Annotated in this window: 15 protein-coding genes and 1 other annotated feature; of the genes, 11 read left to right on the forward strand and 4 right to left on the reverse strand. The window is 56.1% G+C overall.

What is annotated here, in order from left to right; translation table 11 throughout:
* Positions 1–15: 15 nt before the first annotated feature.
* Complete coding sequence (sohB, locus tag ACOYA6_RS08650) at positions 16–1,062, reverse strand: protease SohB (RefSeq protein WP_138369204.1); 1,047 nt, start codon at positions 1,060–1,062, stop codon at positions 16–18.
* Between the two features lie 249 nt (positions 1,063–1,311).
* Here sohB and ACOYA6_RS08655 point away from each other — a divergent pair, with 249 nt between their 5' ends.
* On the forward strand, positions 1,312–2,073 hold the full coding sequence (locus ACOYA6_RS08655) for a YciK family oxidoreductase (protein WP_039031851.1): 762 nt from the start codon (positions 1,312–1,314) through the stop codon (positions 2,071–2,073).
* Positions 2,070–2,660: a cob(I)yrinic acid a,c-diamide adenosyltransferase gene (cobO, locus tag ACOYA6_RS08660; protein WP_039031850.1), complete on the forward strand. Its 591-nt coding sequence runs from the start codon at positions 2,070–2,072 to the stop codon at positions 2,658–2,660. Before ACOYA6_RS08655 ends, cobO begins: the two co-directional genes overlap by 4 nt.
* Positions 2,661–2,692: 32 nt before the next feature.
* Here the strand turns inward: cobO and rluB are convergent, their stop codons facing one another.
* Positions 2,693–3,568, reverse strand: coding sequence for a 23S rRNA pseudouridine(2605) synthase RluB (gene rluB / locus ACOYA6_RS08665; protein WP_039030662.1), 876 nt, complete (start codon positions 3,566–3,568; stop codon positions 2,693–2,695).
* 384 nt (positions 3,569–3,952) lie between these two features.
* Here rluB and ACOYA6_RS08670 point away from each other — a divergent pair, with 384 nt between their 5' ends.
* Together ACOYA6_RS08670 and ACOYA6_RS08675 are read left to right on the forward strand one after the other, a co-directional pair.
* Positions 3,953–5,101: a PAAR domain-containing protein gene (locus ACOYA6_RS08670; protein WP_422654542.1), complete on the forward strand. Its 1,149-nt coding sequence runs from the start codon at positions 3,953–3,955 to the stop codon at positions 5,099–5,101.
* Positions 5,091–5,354 carry a hypothetical protein gene (locus ACOYA6_RS08675; protein WP_138369207.1) on the forward strand — a complete coding sequence of 88 codons (264 nt, stop codon included), beginning with the start codon at positions 5,091–5,093 and terminating at the stop codon, positions 5,352–5,354. The genes ACOYA6_RS08670 and ACOYA6_RS08675 overlap by 11 nt, the downstream gene beginning before the upstream one ends.
* A gap of 323 nt (positions 5,355–5,677) precedes the next feature.
* Here the strand turns inward: ACOYA6_RS08675 and ACOYA6_RS08680 are convergent, their stop codons facing one another.
* The gene (locus tag ACOYA6_RS08680; protein WP_138369208.1) at positions 5,678–6,298 is read right to left on the reverse strand and encodes an L-threonylcarbamoyladenylate synthase; all 621 of its coding nucleotides are present in this window, start codon (positions 6,296–6,298) and stop codon (positions 5,678–5,680) included.
* Positions 6,295–7,176, reverse strand: coding sequence for an RNase RNM (gene rnm, locus ACOYA6_RS08685; protein ID WP_138369209.1), 882 nt, complete (start codon positions 7,174–7,176; stop codon positions 6,295–6,297). Before rnm ends, ACOYA6_RS08680 begins: the two co-directional genes overlap by 4 nt.
* A 159-nt stretch (positions 7,177–7,335) precedes the next feature.
* Positions 7,336–7,430, forward strand: a sequence feature (Trp leader region).
* 24 nt (positions 7,431–7,454) lie between these two features.
* On the opposite strand from rnm, the gene ACOYA6_RS08690 reads away from it, so the two are divergent.
* From ACOYA6_RS08690 to yedF, 7 genes are all read left to right on the forward strand, one after another.
* Positions 7,455–9,017: an anthranilate synthase component 1 gene (locus ACOYA6_RS08690; protein WP_138369210.1), complete on the forward strand. Its 1,563-nt coding sequence runs from the start codon at positions 7,455–7,457 to the stop codon at positions 9,015–9,017.
* Positions 9,017–10,612 (forward strand): bifunctional anthranilate synthase glutamate amidotransferase component TrpG/anthranilate phosphoribosyltransferase TrpD, encoded by a 1,596-nt coding sequence (gene trpD / locus ACOYA6_RS08695; protein WP_039030666.1) that lies wholly within the window; start codon positions 9,017–9,019, stop codon positions 10,610–10,612. Before ACOYA6_RS08690 ends, trpD begins: the two co-directional genes overlap by 1 nt.
* A 3-nt stretch (positions 10,613–10,615) precedes the next feature.
* Positions 10,616–11,974, forward strand: a complete 1,359-nt coding sequence (trpCF, locus tag ACOYA6_RS08700; protein WP_422654543.1) for a bifunctional indole-3-glycerol-phosphate synthase TrpC/phosphoribosylanthranilate isomerase TrpF — start codon at positions 10,616–10,618, stop codon at positions 11,972–11,974.
* Between the two features lie 10 nt (positions 11,975–11,984).
* A complete protein-coding gene (gene trpB / locus ACOYA6_RS08705) occupies positions 11,985–13,178 on the forward strand; it encodes a tryptophan synthase subunit beta (protein WP_139565331.1) in 1,194 nt (397 codons plus the stop codon).
* Complete coding sequence (gene trpA / locus ACOYA6_RS08710) at positions 13,178–13,987, forward strand: tryptophan synthase subunit alpha (protein ID WP_422654544.1); 810 nt, start codon at positions 13,178–13,180, stop codon at positions 13,985–13,987. The genes trpB and trpA overlap by 1 nt, the downstream gene beginning before the upstream one ends.
* 156 nt (positions 13,988–14,143) lie before the next feature.
* Positions 14,144–15,355: a selenium metabolism membrane protein YedE/FdhT gene (yedE, locus tag ACOYA6_RS08715; RefSeq protein WP_422654545.1), complete on the forward strand. Its 1,212-nt coding sequence runs from the start codon at positions 14,144–14,146 to the stop codon at positions 15,353–15,355.
* The gene (yedF, locus tag ACOYA6_RS08720) at positions 15,352–15,585 is read left to right on the forward strand and encodes a sulfurtransferase-like selenium metabolism protein YedF (protein WP_039030671.1); all 234 of its coding nucleotides are present in this window, start codon (positions 15,352–15,354) and stop codon (positions 15,583–15,585) included. The genes yedE and yedF overlap by 4 nt, the downstream gene beginning before the upstream one ends.
* The last annotated feature ends 30 nt before the right edge of the window (positions 15,586–15,615 follow it).

The following is a 15,615-nucleotide window of genomic DNA, read 5'->3' on the forward strand; positions in this document are numbered from 1 at the left end:
GCCTCGCGTTTTTATTCAGAGCAGCGGTTTTTGCCCGCGCTGCAACCAGCGCAGCAGCAGACGATCCGCGCTTTCAGCGGCGCTATTGGTAAAGCGATCCATCAGCTTTTTACGACGCATATAGCGCACGCCAACCAGTTCGCGCCCTTCCATCAGAGATAGCAGCAGATCGTCGCTGGTGCCCACCTGATCCACCAGCCCCTTGTCCAGCGCCTGGGTGCCGTACCAGTGTTCGCCGGTGGCGACCTGGTCGATATCCAGTGAGGGTCGCATCTCTTTCACGAACCCTTTAAAGAGCTGGTGGGTATCATTGAGATCTTCACGGAACTTCTGTCGCCCCTCTTCGGTGTTTTCACCCAGCAGAGTCAGCGTGCGTTTGTACTGGCCTGCCGTATGAAGCTCCACATCAATATCTTTATTTTTCAGGAAACGATTGAAGTTCGGGATCTGTGCTACCACGCCAATCGAACCAATAATAGAGAAAGGCGCCGCGACAATTTTATCGGCCACGCAGGCCATCATGTAGCCTCCGCTGGCAGCGACTTTATCCACCGCGACCGTCAGCGGGATCTGCTTATCGCGCAGTCGTTGCAGCTGGGAAGAAGCCAGTCCGTAACCATGCACCACCCCACCCGGGCTTTCGAGACGCAGAACAACCTGGTCTTCAGCTCTTGCCACCGCCAGCACCGCTGTCACTTCTTCACGCAGAGATGACACTTCATGGGCATCCATGCTGCCTTTAAAATCCAGCACATAAACGCGCGGTTTCGGCACTTCAGGGCGATGCTCCTGTTTTGCTTTCTGCTTTGCCGCTTTCGCTTCAAGCTTGTGCTTTTTCTTCTGCGCTTTGTGCCACAGCTTCTGCTCATGAGCATCAAGCAGCGCCACTGACATCTCTTCCTTCATATCAGTGTACTGCTCGCTTAAGCGGGTAATGCGCAACTCGCCGCGCTGGCGTTTGCGCTGCGTCAGGTTAACAATCAGAACGGCGATCACCGCAATGGCAATCACCACCGTCGCAATTTTGGCCAGAAATAATCCGTACTCAGAAAGTAATTCCACGCGTCCACCTTGGTTTAACCACTTGTTTTCTCACTCAGTGTACAACAGCCTTCAGCAGGCGTCTCTCAGCTGACGATACCCTTGCGAGCCGTCTTCAGAAATGTTTATTTGTGGATGAAATATTTGCAAATTGTTAATTTTACAGCGAACTCACCGGTAGACTGATTGTAATCAGCCGCGCTTTCGGGCATAAAGCCGAAAAGAGACCGCACAGCATGGGCCGCGCCAACGCGCGCCAGAGGAGTGACCTTGCACTATCAACCTAAAAAAGATCTTCTGCAAAATCGTATTATTCTGGTCACGGGAGCCAGCGACGGCATTGGCCGCGAAGCGGCATTGACCTACGCCCGCCACGGTGCGCGCCTTATCCTGCTGGGCCGTAATGAAGATAAGCTGCGCGATGTTGCTCAGGCTATCGCCAGTGAAGGCGGAGCCCCCACCCGCGAGTACATTCTCGACCTGTTAACCTGCACCCCGGAGAGCTGCCGGGAGCTTGCCGGGCGTATCGCCACCGAGTATCCGCGTCTGGACGGCGTGCTCCACAATGCGGGCCTGCTTGGCGAAGTCCGCCCAATGGATGAGCAAAACCCGGAGATCTGGCAGCAGGTCATGCAGGTGAACGTTAACGGCACCTTTTTCCTTACCCAGGCCCTCCTTCCTTTATTACTGCAGTCCGATTCCGGCTCGCTGGTCTTTACTTCATCAAGCGTCGGACGCCAGGGCCGGGCAAACTGGGGCGCGTATGCCGCCTCGAAATTTGCCACCGAAGGGATGATGCAGGTGCTGGCTGAGGAGTACCAGAGCCGCCATCTGCGCGTGAACTGCATCAACCCTGGCGGGACGCGTACCAGCATGCGCGCCAGCGCGTTCCCGAGCGAAGATCCGCTTAAACTAAAAACCCCCGCCGATATCATGCCGCTCTATCTGTGGCTGATGGGCGACGACAGCCGCCGGAAAACCGGCATGACCTTTGATGCCCAACCCGGCCGTAAACCAGGAATATCGCAATGAGTGATGAACGTCATCAACAGCGCCAGCAGCGCCTGAAAGAACAGGTTGATGCCCGCGTTGCCGCAGCTCAGGACGAGCGCGGGATTATTATCGTCTTTACCGGCAACGGCAAAGGCAAAACCACTGCGGCTTTTGGCACGGCAACGCGCGCCGTCGGTCACGGTCAAAAGGTGGGCGTCATTCAGTTCATTAAGGGCGAGTGGCCAAACGGCGAGCGTAATCTGCTGGAACCGCATGGGGTGGAGTTTCAGGTCATGGCCACCGGCTTTACCTGGGATACTCAGAACCGCGAAACGGACACTGCGGCCTGTCTGGCCGTCTGGGAGCATGCGAAGCGTATGCTGGCGGACCCAACGCTGAACATGGTTCTGCTGGATGAGATCACCTATATGGTGGCCTACGATTATTTACCGTTGCAGGAGGTGGTTGAGGCGCTGAACAGTCGTCCGGCACACCAGACGGTGATTATCACCGGGCGCGGCTGTCATCGGGATATTATGGAGATGGCGGATACGGTTAGCGAGTTACGACCGGTCAAACACGCCTTCGATGCAGGTGTTAAAGCGCAAATCGGCATCGACTATTAACAAAAAACCCGGCGTTGCCGGGTTTTTTATTTTTAGCCGTTGTTGTTACGGCTGCCAGAGCGGCGATTGCTGCTGACTTGGCTATGACGTTTAACCGCCCGACGGATCTGGTTCGCTTTCATGCGACGACGATCTTTCTCCACCGCCACTTTCGAAGTGGTTTCCGGGGTCAGTTCCACCAGCTCACGCAGATAGTTGGTCTGGGTTAAATCCAGCTCCGTATAGCCGCCACGTGGCAGGCCCTTCGGCAGAAGGATGTCACCGTAACGGACACGGATCAGACGGCTAACCTGCACGCCAACGGCTTCCCACAGACGACGCACCTCGCGGTTACGACCTTCGGTCAGGGTCACGTTGTACCACTGGTTAATGCCTTCGCCACCGGTGAACTTAATGGTTTTAAACGCTGCCGGGCCATCTTCAAGCTGCACGCCGCGAGACAGTTCACGGATCTTATTGTCGTCAACTTCCCCGAACACGCGGACCGCGTATTCACGTTCCACTTCACGGCTTGGGTGCATCAGACGGTTTGCCAGTTCACCATCGGTAGTGAACAGCAGCAGACCGCAGGTGTTTACGTCCAGACGACCTACCGCGATCCAGCGCGCGCCGCGCAGTTTTGGCAGGCGGTCAAACACGGTTGGACGACCTTCCGGATCGTTGCGGGTGCAGAGTTCACCTTCCGGCTTGTAGTAAGCCAGCACGCGGCAAATCTGCTCGGCAGACTCTTTCACGGAGATCAGGTGGCCGTCGATACGAATTTTCAGGCCAGGTACGATGTCAACACGATCGCCCAGGGTGGCGATTTTACCGTCCACGCTGACACGACCTGCTGCGATAATGGTTTCGATTTCACGGCGTGAACCGTGGCCGGCGCGGGCCAGCACTTTCTGTAATTTCTCGCTCATTGAGCTTCCTTCAGGTGTCGCCTTCACAGGCGTCTGGTGTACTTTATGAAATAATGAGCTAACTTAAAAAGCATCTCATTGTCATGTAAGTACTTATTACATTAAAGGGTGTCTCATTTAGTACACCCGCACAAACGTGACCTGCCATATTACATTAACTTCGAAAGGAATGCTTCTTCACGTTTCATTTGTTTAAGTCTGGCTGCTGATAGTCTGGGCCATGAATCATTGGTTATGAACCTGGTTTCCCTAAACATCCCTCTTGTCCGAAAAGAGTGAACGAGCCTTTGCTACAATTTTACTTTAGTTCGACCATTATTGCTCATGAAGTAATTGTATGTAAAATAGTCACCTCGTTAATATCCATTAAGAATAGAGGGATTTATGGCAATGGGTTTTTACCTTCGGGTGGGTGACCCGACTACCTGCAGAGGGAAGATACTAACTGGGGATGAAACGCTAAGTTGGTATGGTGTAGCCGGAGCGCGGGAAGGTGACCTGGTGTCATGCGGCAATCATCCGGGGACATATAAAATATTAGGAGGCACATCTGAAACGTGGGCCGATGGTAGAAGACTGGCGGGAACACTGGGCAGCGTCAGTTCCTGTCCGTGTAAGGCCACGTTCGTCCCTACTATTCCTGACCGTTATGAACAAGATACCCTATTTTCGTTGAAACATTCAGGTATCACAGAAAAGATCCTTACATCAACATTTCTCCCACAGTCAGATCCTGAACAACATGCACAGGCAGCGAAGAAGCAAAATAGCTTCGCTGACATCTGCAAGCCAGAAGATAACCCGCTACTTAACGGCGTTTACCTCTGGACTGAAACCACAAGTGCAGGTCATGCTTTCGTTTCGGTGCATGAGCATAACAGCATCTATCTCTACACCTATGGTCGCTATGGACGCACTGATAAAAGTACCTTCACTGGGGATGGGATTTTAGACTTTTTCCAAGATGAAGATGCGCGAAAGTATTACCGATACGAACTTTATGAAATGGGTGCTCGTGCTTTCCGCATTGATGATGCTGATCCTAAAAGAATCCGTAAATTCTTCGAAAACCTTTGGATTAGCGGTGTAGCACCAATTCAAACGCCAAACATGCAAGACGGTACAAAGCGAAGAGGCCGCACGATTGATAAGTATGATGTGACTGGTAGCAACTGTACCACCCACTCAGTTGAGGGGATAAAGTTTGCTGGCTCAAAGTTATTCGATCACGGTTACACATCCACGACAACACAGCTACCAATCAACATAGAAGAAGATTTTACTATTCCGGTATCACTGCAAAATTATCTTCAATCAAAGAGTGCAGACTTCTCCTCAATGCTCGTTGTCGAAATGACTAATACATTCAAACAGCAGTACCCTAACACCGAGAACAAAAGCCCTCAACCAATGGGAGGGAGTGCAAAAATTGAACAATCTGCTGCCAATTCCGCTGCTGTTGTAGGCTCAACATCCCCATACTCAGGCGGTACAGTAGGCGGTTCATTGGGAAGCACTTACGATGATGAATAAGAAGTTCTGGATCAGGTGGATGAGTATCGCGCTGATCTGCGTAGCGTATTACGTTATCGTGCTTTATTTCGATCTGGTCTTCGCTCTTAACTTTTCAGAGACAATGAGCCAAGGCGGAGAATTTACCCCTTCTCAATGCACCTGGTTTGTTAAGGAGCTATCGCAAAATCACTCTGATTCGGCTTTAACCTCTATCATTGGTTTCGCTGTCTGCGTCCCTCTGATCCTGCTTGTCTTCAAAAAAGTGAGATGATGCCAAAGGCTGGAGAGATCCAGCCTTTGGCCCTTTTCCGTGATTTTAGACAATAGAAGCTATAAAGGCCCTTTTGCGATACAGCTACATACGGAGTTGTTGAGCAAAAAACGAAGGAAAAGGTGTAAACTCATGATGAGAATCGAGATGTGGCTAATGGTTGTTACGCAAGCTGGTAACAACCACTAATCAAAATAAACTAACTCATTGATTTCAAATGAATTAATATTTATCTTATACGCCTTCACAGGCGTCGAATAGGGTCATTATAGCGGAGAAATTACCGCTAAACTGATGGCCGCGTAGTATAGCGGCTTACACCGTTACAGGAAAGGCTTAACATCCCCCACGCCTTCACGCAGCACGACCGGCGCATCTTCCGTTAAATCAATTACCGTGGTCGGTTGTTGGCCGAGATAGCCGCCGTGAATAATTAACTCCACCTGCTTCTCGAGGCGGTCTTTGATCTCATCCGGATCGGATTCGGTAAATTCGCTGCCCGGCAGCATCAACGAGGTGGAGAGCATCGGCTCGCCGAGGGTTTCAAGCAGCGCCTGGGCAATCGGGTTGGACGGCACGCGCATCCCGATGGTTTTGCGTTTTTCCTGCAGCAGGCGGCGCGGCACCTCTTTCGTCCCTTTAAGGATGAAGGTGTAGTTGCCCGGCGTGTTGTTTTTGATCAACCGAAACGCGACGTTATCCACGTAGGAGTAGGTGGATAACTCAGAGAGATCGCGGCACATCAGGGTAAAGTTATGCCCGTTCGGGATGTGGCGGATCCGGCAGATACGCTCCATCGCGGATTTATCTTCGATCTTACAGCCCAGCGCGTAACCGGAATCGGTTGGATAGACGATAACCCCGCCCTTACGCACGATCTCCACGGCCTGATTAATCAAACGCGGCTGCGGATTGTCAGGATGGATATAAAAAAATTGGCTCATACTACCCTCTCTTCAATTGGCGTTGGCTGCTCCCAGAGTTGCCACACCGGCTCGACGCCAGCAGGTAACCAGAGCTTGCGTCCCAGCTCTATCCAGGGACAAGGCTGATGAAAATCAGAGCCCTGGGAGGCAAGGAGTCCATACTGGCGGGCATATTCAGCCAGCTGACTGCGCTCGTTGGGTGCCTGCTGACACTGGGCGACTTCCATCGCATCTCCGCCGTGTTCGGCAAAGTAAGCCAGCAGACGTTTCAGCCATTTGGCGGAGAGGTTATACCGCCCCGGATGGGCCAGTACCGCCTTGCCGCCAGAATGATGAATGACATCAATAGCTTGTTCTATTGTACACCACTGGGGAGGAACGTATCCGGTTTTCCCGCGGGCGAGGTATTTTTTAAATACATCCGCAATGTTATTTGCCTTACCGGCTTCCACCAGATAACGGGCAAAGTGGGCGCGGGTCACCGCCCCGTCTTTCGCCAGCCGCATGGCCCCTTCCCAGGCACCGGGAATATGGGCTTTCTCCAGGCGTTCGGCGATCATCTCGGCCCGCAGCACGCGCCGCATTTTTTGCTCATCCAGAAACGCGCGCATCTCCGGGTTTTCAATATCGATGTTTAACCCGACGATATGAATCTCATGATTTTCCCAGACGGTGGATATCTCCACGCCGGTTATCAGGGTCAGGGGCAATCCGCTGCGGGTAATCTCTGCCCGCGCGGCTGCAATGGCCTCGGTGGTATCGTGATCGGTAATGGCCAGCGTGCCCACTCGCATCTCATGGGCGCGATGGACAAGCTCTTCAGGCGTAAGCAGGCCGTCAGAGGCCTGCGTGTGGCTGTGTAAATCATAAATCACTGCGTAATTCGTGTCGCTCAAAGCGGCTCCCGTCACTGCTCGTCAATATCTGCGCGGCCATAATAACGGTATGTGGTGAAATTCTGAAATCGGGGGGTTGACAATAAGCCATCGAACTAGTTAACTAGTACGCAAGTTCACTCAACGAGGTATCTGAAAATGACCGCACATTTTACTCTGCACAGCTGGTGGCGCACTTCCTGATTAACGGGCAGTGTCGTACGTCTGCGTCATGCATTCAGATACCTGGCCCGCCACTGAGCGGGCTTTTTTATGAACAGAATAAAGAGAACAACATAATGCAAACAGCCAAACCGAACCTCGAACTGCTGACCCGCGAGGCGGCGTATCGCCACAACCCCACCGTCCTGTTCCATCAGGTGTGCGGCGCGCGTCCCGCCACTCTGCTGCTGGAGTCTGCGGATATCGACAGTAAAGACGATCTGAAAAGTCTGCTGCTGGTCGACAGCGCCCTGCGCATCACCGCGCTGGGCGATACAGTAACCCTGCAGGCGCTTTCTGAAAACGGTGCGGCCCTGCTGTCGCTGCTGGACGATGTCCTGCCTGCAGGCATTGAGAATGAACATCGCCCTGACCAGCGCATCCTGCATTTCCCGCCGGTCAGCCAGCTGCTGGATGAAGATGCCCGCCTCTGTTCTCTGTCGGTGTTTGATGCCTTCCGCCTGCTGCAAAACCTGGTTAATGTGCCGGAAAGCGAGCGCGAAGCGATGTTCTTTGGTGGGCTGTTTGCTTACGACCTGGTGGCCGGTTTTGAAGATCTCCCTGAGCTTGAGCAGGGAAACCGCTGCCCGGACTACTGCTTCTATCTGGCGGAAACCTTACTGGTGATCGACCACCAGAAAAAGTACACCCGTATTCAGGCCAGCCTGTTCACCCCGATTCTGGCGGAGAAGCAGCGTCTGGAGCAGCGCATTGCCCAGCTGCAGGCGCAGATGGATGAAGCCCCGCCGGAACTGCCGGTGCAGCGCGTGGAGCAGATGCGTTGCGACGTCAGCCAGACGGACGATGAGTACGGCGTGGTGGTCCGTCAGATGCAGAAAGCCATTCGCGCCGGCGAGATTTTCCAGGTAGTGCCGTCCCGTCGCTTCTCCCTGCCCTGCCCGTCCCCGCTGGCGGCCTATGACGTGCTGAAGAAGAGCAACCCGAGCCCGTACATGTTCTTTATGCAGGATAACGATTTTACCCTGTTCGGCGCCTCGCCGGAGAGCTCTCTGAAGTACGACGCCACCAGCCGTCAGATTGAAATCTATCCTATTGCCGGTACCCGCCCGCGCGGTCGTCGTGCCGACGGTTCGTTGGATCGCGACCTCGACAGCCGCATCGAACTGGAGATGCGCACCGACCAGAAAGAGATGTCCGAACACCTGATGCTGGTTGACCTGGCCCGTAACGATCTGGCCCGTATCTGCACCCCGGGCAGCCGCTACGTCGCCGACTTGACCAAAGTGGACCGTTACTCCTTCGTGATGCATCTGGTTTCCCGCGTGGTGGGCGAACTGCGTCAGGATCTGGACGTGCTGCACGCCTACCGCGCCTGCATGAACATGGGCACCCTGAGCGGCGCGCCGAAAGTTCGCGCCATGCAGCTGATTGCCCAGGCCGAAGGCCGTCGTCGCGGCAGCTACGGCGGTGCGGTGGGCTACTTTACCGCCCACGGCGATCTGGATACCTGCATCGTGATCCGCTCCGCCTACGTCGAAGAGGGGATCGCCACCGTCCAGGCGGGCGCGGGCATCGTTCTCGACTCTGTTCCGCAGTCTGAAGCTGACGAAACCCGTAACAAGGCCCGCGCAGTACTGCGCGCCATTGCGACTGCCCATCACGCACAGGAGATTTTCTGATGGCTGACATTCTGCTGCTCGATAATATCGACTCCTTTACCTATAACCTGGCGGATCAGCTGCGTGCTAACGGTCACAACGTGGTGATTTACCGTAACCATGTTCCGGCTCAGACCTTAATCGACCGTCTGGCCACCATGCAAAACCCGGTGCTGATGCTCTCCCCGGGGCCGGGCGCGCCAAGTGAAGCGGGCTGTATGCCGGAGCTGTTGACCCGTCTGCGCGGCAAACTGCCGATCATCGGGATCTGCCTGGGCCATCAGGCGATTGTTGAGGCCTACGGCGGTTACGTCGGCCAGGCGGGAGAGATCCTGCACGGTAAAGCCTCCAGCATTGAACATGACGGTCAGGCGATGTTTGCCGGGCTGATGAACCCGCTGCCGGTGGCGCGCTATCACTCGCTGGTGGGCAGCAACATCCCGGCGGGCCTGACCATTAACGCCCATTACAACGGGATGGTGATGGCCGTGCGTCACGATGCGGACCGGGTTTGCGGCATGCAGTTCCACCCGGAATCTATTCTGACCTCCCAGGGCGCTCGCCTGCTGGAGCAGACCCTCAACTGGGCGCTGCAGAAACTGGAGCAGACCAACAGCCTGCAGCCGATCCTGGAAAAACTTTATCAGGCGCAGACCCTGAGCCAGCAGGAGAGCCACCAGCTGTTCTCCGCCGTGGTACGCGGCGAGCTGAAACCCGAGCAGCTGGCCGCCGCGCTGGTAAGCATGAAAGTGCGTGGTGAACAGCCCCAGGAGATTGCCGGTGCCGCCACCGCCCTGCTGGAAAACGCCGCCCCGTTCCCGCGCCCGGACTATCTGTTCGCGGATATCGTCGGCACCGGCGGTGACGGCAGCAACAGCATCAACATCTCCACCGCCAGCGCCTTTGTCGCTGCAGCCTGCGGGTTGAAGGTGGCAAAGCACGGTAACCGCAGCGTCTCCAGCCGTTCCGGCTCGTCGGATCTGCTGGCCGCCTTCGGTATCAATCTGGATATGAACGCGGAGAAATCCCGCGATGCGCTGGATGAGCTGGGCGTCTGCTTCCTGTTCGCGCCGAAGTATCACACCGGATTCCGCCATGCGATGCCGGTGCGTCAGCAGCTGAAAACCCGCACCCTGTTTAACGTGCTCGGGCCGCTGATCAACCCGGCGCACCCGCCGCTGGCGCTGATTGGCGTCTACAGCCCGGAACTGGTGCTGCCGATTGCCGAAACCCTGCGCGTGCTGGGTTATCAGCGGGCGGCGGTGGTGCACAGCGGCGGGATGGATGAAGTCTCCCTGCATGCACCGACCCTGGTGGCCGAACTGAACAACGGTGAGATCAAAAGCTACCAGCTTGAAGCGGCCGACTTTGGCTTAACGCCGTATCACCAGGAACAGCTGGCAGGCGGCACCCCGGAAGAAAACCGTGACATTCTGACCCGCCTGTTACAAGGTAAAGGTGAGCCAGCGCATGAGGCCGCTGTTGCCGCCAACGTCGCCATGCTGATGCGTCTGCACGGCGAAGAAGATTTACAGGTCAACGCGCAGAAAGTGATTGAAGTGTTGCGCTCTGGCGCAGCCTACGACCGGGTTACCGCATTAGCGGCAAGAGGATAAACAATGCAGACCGTATTAGCGAAAATCGTTGCCGATAAGGCCATCTGGGTTGAAGCGCGGAAACAGCAGCAGCCGCTCGCCAGTTTCCAGAATGACGTGGTGCCGAGCAGCCGTCGTTTTTATGATGCCCTGCAGGGCGCGCGCACCGCATTTATCCTGGAGTGCAAAAAGGCCTCGCCGTCAAAAGGGGTGATCCGCGACGATTTCGACCCGGCGAAGATCGCCGCCATCTATAAGCACCACGCTTCGGCGATTTCGGTGCTGACCGATGAGAAATATTTCCAGGGAAGTTTTGATTTTCTGCCCATCGTCAGCGGCATCGCGCCGCAGCCGATTTTGTGCAAAGACTTTATTATCGACCCGTATCAGATCTGGCTGGCGCGTTTTTATCAGGCCGATGCCTGCCTGCTGATGCTCTCGGTGCTGGATGACGAACAGTACCGCCAGCTCGCTGCGGTGGCGCACAGCCTGAAGATGGGCGTGCTGACCGAAGTGAGCAACGAAGAGGAGCTGGAGCGTGCTATCGCGCTTGAGGCCAAAGTCGTCGGCATCAACAACCGCGACCTGCGCGATCTCTCCATCGACCTGAACCGCACCCGCCAACTGGCGCCGCGTCTGGGCGCAGGCGTGACGGTGATCAGCGAGTCCGGCATCAACAATTATGCCCAGGTTCGCGAGCTGAGCCATTTCGCCAACGGCTTCCTGATTGGTTCGGCGATGATGGAGCAGGACGATCTCAGCGCGGCGGTACGTCGCGTGTTGCTGGGTGAAAATAAGGTATGCGGCCTGACGCGCCCGCAGGATGCCGCAGCGGCTTATGAAGCAGGCGCTATCTATGGCGGGCTGATCTTTGTTGATACCTCCCCGCGCAATGTGTGCGTTTCGCAGGCGCGCGAGGTAATCGCCGCAGCCCCCTTACAGTACGTGGGCGTGTTCCGTAATGCCGCGATCGACAGGGTGGCAGAGGTTGCAGACCAGCTCTCCCTCACCGCCGTTCAGCTGCACGGTAGCGAGGACCAGAGCTATATCGATGCCCTGCGCGAGACGCTGAAACCGCAGGTGCAAATCTGGAAAGCCCTGAGTGTGGCGGACACCCTGCCGCCGCGCACGCTCAATCATGTTGATAAATATGTTCTGGATAACGGCCAGGGCGGAACCGGGCAGCGTTTTGACTGGTCGCTGCTCAACGGTGAGAAGCTGGATAACGTCCTGCTCGCCGGTGGTTTAAGCCCGGACAACTGCGTTGAAGCCGCCAAAGCAGGCTGCGCAGGTCTCGATTTTAATTCAGGCGTTGAGTCGCAGCCGGGCATAAAAGATGCCAGCAAACTGGCTTCGGTGTTCAAAACGCTGCGTGCATATTAAGGAAGAGAAGATGACCACATTATTAAATCCCTATTTTGGTGAGTTCGGCGGCATGTATGTGCCGCAGATCCTGATGCCCGCCCTGCGCCAGCTGGAAGAAGCCTTTGTCAGTGCACAAAAAGATCCGCTCTTCCAGGCTGAGTTTACCGACCTGCTGAAAAACTACGCCGGTCGTCCAACGGCCCTGACCAAATGCCGTAACCTGACGGCGGGCACCAACACTACGCTGTATCTGAAGCGTGAGGATCTGCTCCACGGCGGCGCGCATAAAACCAACCAGGTGTTAGGCCAGGCATTGCTGGCAAAACGGATGGGTAAAACTGAAATCATCGCCGAAACCGGTGCCGGACAGCACGGCGTGGCGTCGGCGCTGGCCAGCGCCCTGCTCGGTCTGAAATGCCGTATCTACATGGGGGCAAAAGACGTTGAACGTCAGTCACCTAACGTCTTCCGTATGCGTCTGATGGGCGCGGAAGTGATCCCGGTGTACAGCGGCTCGGCCACCCTGAAAGATGCCTGTAACGAAGCGCTACGCGACTGGTCCGGTAACTATGAAAACGCGCACTATATGCTGGGCACCGCTGCGGGTCCGCACCCGTTCCCGACCATCGTGCGTGAATTCCAGCGCATGATCGGGGAAGAGACCAAAGCGCAGATCCTCGAAAAAGAGGGGCGTCTGCCGGATGCGGTGATTGCCTGCGTGGGCGGCGGTTCAAACGCCATCGGCATGTTTGCCGATTTCATCGATGACACCAGCGTGGGGCTGATTGGCGTTGAGCCTGCCGGCCACGGCATCGAAACCGGTGAACACGGCGCGCCGCTGAAACACGGTCGCGTGGGCATCTACTTCGGCATGAAAGCGCCGATGATGCAGACTGACGAAGGCCAGATCGAAGAGTCGTACTCCATCTCCGCCGGTCTGGACTTTCCGTCCGTCGGACCACAGCACGCCTATCTGAACAGCATTGGTCGCGCCGAGTACGTCTCTATTACCGATGACGAAGCGCTGGAAGCGTTCAAAACCCTGTGCCGTAAGGAGGGGATCATCCCGGCGCTGGAGTCTTCCCACGCCCTGGCCCATGCCCTGAAAATGATCCAGGACAACCCGGAAAAAGAGCAGCTGCTGGTGGTAAACCTTTCCGGTCGCGGTGATAAAGACATCTTCACCGTTCACGATATTCTGAAAGCACGAGGGGAAATCTGATGGAACGTTACGATAACGTGTTTGCTGAACTTAAGGCCCGCAAGGAAGGCGCGTTTGTTCCCTTCGTAACGCTGGGCGACCCCTCTCCTGAGCAGTCGCTGAAGATTATCGACGCCCTGGTTGAGGCGGGTGCCGACGCGCTGGAGCTGGGCATTCCCTTCTCCGATCCGCTGGCTGACGGCCCGACCATCCAGAGTGCCACCCTGCGCGCCTTTGCCGCAGGCGTAACACCCACCCAGTGCTTCGAGATGCTGGCGACCATTCGCCAGAAATACCCGGCTATTCCCATTGGCCTGCTGATGTACGCCAACCTGGTCTTTAACCGTGGGATCGACGAGTTTTACGCTGAGTGCGCCCGCGTGGGCGTGGATTCGGTGCTGGTCGCCGATGTGCCGGTTGAGGAGTCTGCGCCGTTCCGCCAGGCGGCGATGCGTCATAACGTCGCGCCGATCTTTATCTGTCCGCCAAACGCCGACAACGAACTGCTGCGCCAGATCGCGTCTCATGGTCGCGGCTATACCTATCTGCTGTCGCGTGCTGGCGTAACGGGCGCGGAAAACAAAGCCGCCCTGCCGCTGCACCATCTGGTGGAAAAACTGGCGGAATACAACGCCGCACCGCCGCTGCAGGGCTTTGGCATTTCGGCACCTGAGCAGGTTACTGCCGCACTGGGTGCCGGAGCTGCCGGGGCTATTTCCGGTTCAGCGATTGTCAAAATTATCGAGAACAACGTCGATAAGCCCGAGCAGATGTTGAGCGAGCTGAAATCCTTCGTCAGTGCCATGAAAGCAGCCACCCGTCCGCAATAATGGAATCGCCGTCTGGTTTTGCCAGACGGCTTCATGCATAAATTGATCCCTTCGAGCTTTAACGCATTTAACACTTTCCAAAATAGTTTCCCGGCGTATTATCCCCCCGTCTTATAAGTCTTCCTCCTTAATCCTTCTGAGTTCAGAGGTTTAACTATGTCATGGCACCACTTTAAGCAGGCTTATTTAATTAAGTTCTGGTCACCTGTTCCTGCGGTTATCGCTGCGGGGATCCTCTCCACCTACTATTTCGGCATTACCGGCACCTTCTGGGCGGTCACCGGCGAATTTACCCGCTGGGGCGGACAACTGCTGCAGCTGGCTGGCGTTCACACCCAAGAGTGGGGTTATTACAAACTGATTCACCTTGAAGGTACTCCGCTCACCCGCATCGACGGCATGATGATAATCGGCATGTTCGGCGGCTGTTTTGCTGCAGCGCTGTGGGCAAACAACGTCAAGCTGCGCATGCCGCACAGCCGGATCCGCATCGCCCAGGCGGTTATCGGGGGCATTATCGCCGGGTTTGGCGCGCGTCTGGCGATGGGCTGCAACCTGGCCGCCTTCTTCACCGGGATCCCGCAGTTCTCCCTGCACGCCTGGTTCTTTGCTCTGGCCACCGCCGTGGGCTCGTACTTTGGCGCGCGCTTTACCCTGCTGCCCCTGTTCCGAATTCCCGTCAAAATGCAAAAAGTGAGCGCCGCTTCGCCGTTAACCCAGAAACCGGATCAGGCGCGCCGTCGTTTTCGCCTCGGGATGCTGGTCTTCTTCGGCATGCTGGCCTGTGCGCTCTGTACCGCACTCAATCAGCCTAAGCTGGGGCTGGCGATGCTGTTCGGCGTCGGCTTTGGCCTGCTGATTGAACGGGCGCAGATCTGCTTTACCTCGGCGTTTCGCGACATGTGGATCACCGGCCGTACCATGATGGCGAAAGCGATCATTGCCGGGATGGCGGTGAGCGCCATCGGGATCTTCAGCTACGTCCAGCTGGGCGTTGAGCCGAAGATCATGTGGGCTGGACCGAATGCCGTCATCGGCGGACTGCTGTTTGGCTTCGGGATTGTGCTGGCAGGCGGGTGTGAAACCGGCTGGATGTATCGCGCGGTCGAAGGCCAGGTGCACTACTGGTGGGTCGGTCTGGGTAACGTCATTGGCTCCACCCTGCTGGCCTATTACTGGGATGATTTATCGCCCGCGCTGGCGACGAACTGGGATAAGGTGAACCTTCTCAACACCTTTGGTCCACTGGGGGGACTGCTGGTGACCTACCTTTTGCTGATGATCGCCTTTTTACTGGTGCTGGCGCAGGAAAAGCGCTTTTTCCGTCGCGCTGCCGTGAAAACTGAAATCCGTGAGGAAGCCGCATGAAAGAGATCGTACCCGACTACCGCCTCGATATGGTGGGTGAACCCTGCCCTTACCCGGCTGTCGCCACTCTTGAGGCGATGCCGCAGTTGAAGAAAGGCGAGATCCTGGAGGTGGTGAGCGACTGTCCGCAGTCCATCAACAACATCCCGCTCGATGCGAAAAACCACGGCTATACGGTGCTGGATATTCAGCAGGATGGGCCGACTATCCGCTATCTGATCCAGAAGTAATGTCAGGGTGGTGACAGGCCACCCCTTTAA

It is taken from the genome of Leclercia barmai (genome assembly GCF_049312895.1).
Taxonomy (GTDB): domain Bacteria; phylum Pseudomonadota; class Gammaproteobacteria; order Enterobacterales; family Enterobacteriaceae; genus Enterobacter; species Enterobacter barmai.

What these genes read in the sequence shown, in the direction of transcription:
- ACOYA6_RS08690 (WP_138369210.1), top strand. Translation starts at nt 7,455, where the DNA reads ATGCAAACAGCCAAACCGAACCTCGAACTGCTGACCCGCGAGGCGGCG.
- yedF (WP_039030671.1), top strand. Translation starts at nt 15,352, where the DNA reads ATGAAAGAGATCGTACCCGACTACCGCCTCGATATGGTGGGTGAACCC.
- rluB (WP_039030662.1), bottom strand. Translation starts at nt 3,568, where the DNA reads ATGAGCGAGAAATTACAGAAAGTGCTGGCCCGCGCCGGCCACGGTTCA.
- ACOYA6_RS08670 (WP_422654542.1), top strand. Translation starts at nt 3,953, where the DNA reads ATGGCAATGGGTTTTTACCTTCGGGTGGGTGACCCGACTACCTGCAGA.
- ACOYA6_RS08680 (WP_138369208.1), bottom strand. Translation starts at nt 6,298, where the DNA reads ATGAGCCAATTTTTTTATATCCATCCTGACAATCCGCAGCCGCGTTTG.
- trpD (WP_039030666.1), top strand. Translation starts at nt 9,017, where the DNA reads ATGGCTGACATTCTGCTGCTCGATAATATCGACTCCTTTACCTATAAC.
- ACOYA6_RS08675 (WP_138369207.1), top strand. Translation starts at nt 5,091, where the DNA reads ATGATGAATAAGAAGTTCTGGATCAGGTGGATGAGTATCGCGCTGATC.
- cobO (WP_039031850.1), top strand. Translation starts at nt 2,070, where the DNA reads ATGAGTGATGAACGTCATCAACAGCGCCAGCAGCGCCTGAAAGAACAG.
- trpB (WP_139565331.1), top strand. Translation starts at nt 11,985, where the DNA reads ATGACCACATTATTAAATCCCTATTTTGGTGAGTTCGGCGGCATGTAT.
- trpCF (WP_422654543.1), top strand. Translation starts at nt 10,616, where the DNA reads ATGCAGACCGTATTAGCGAAAATCGTTGCCGATAAGGCCATCTGGGTT.
- yedE (WP_422654545.1), top strand. Translation starts at nt 14,144, where the DNA reads ATGTCATGGCACCACTTTAAGCAGGCTTATTTAATTAAGTTCTGGTCA.
- trpA (WP_422654544.1), top strand. Translation starts at nt 13,178, where the DNA reads ATGGAACGTTACGATAACGTGTTTGCTGAACTTAAGGCCCGCAAGGAA.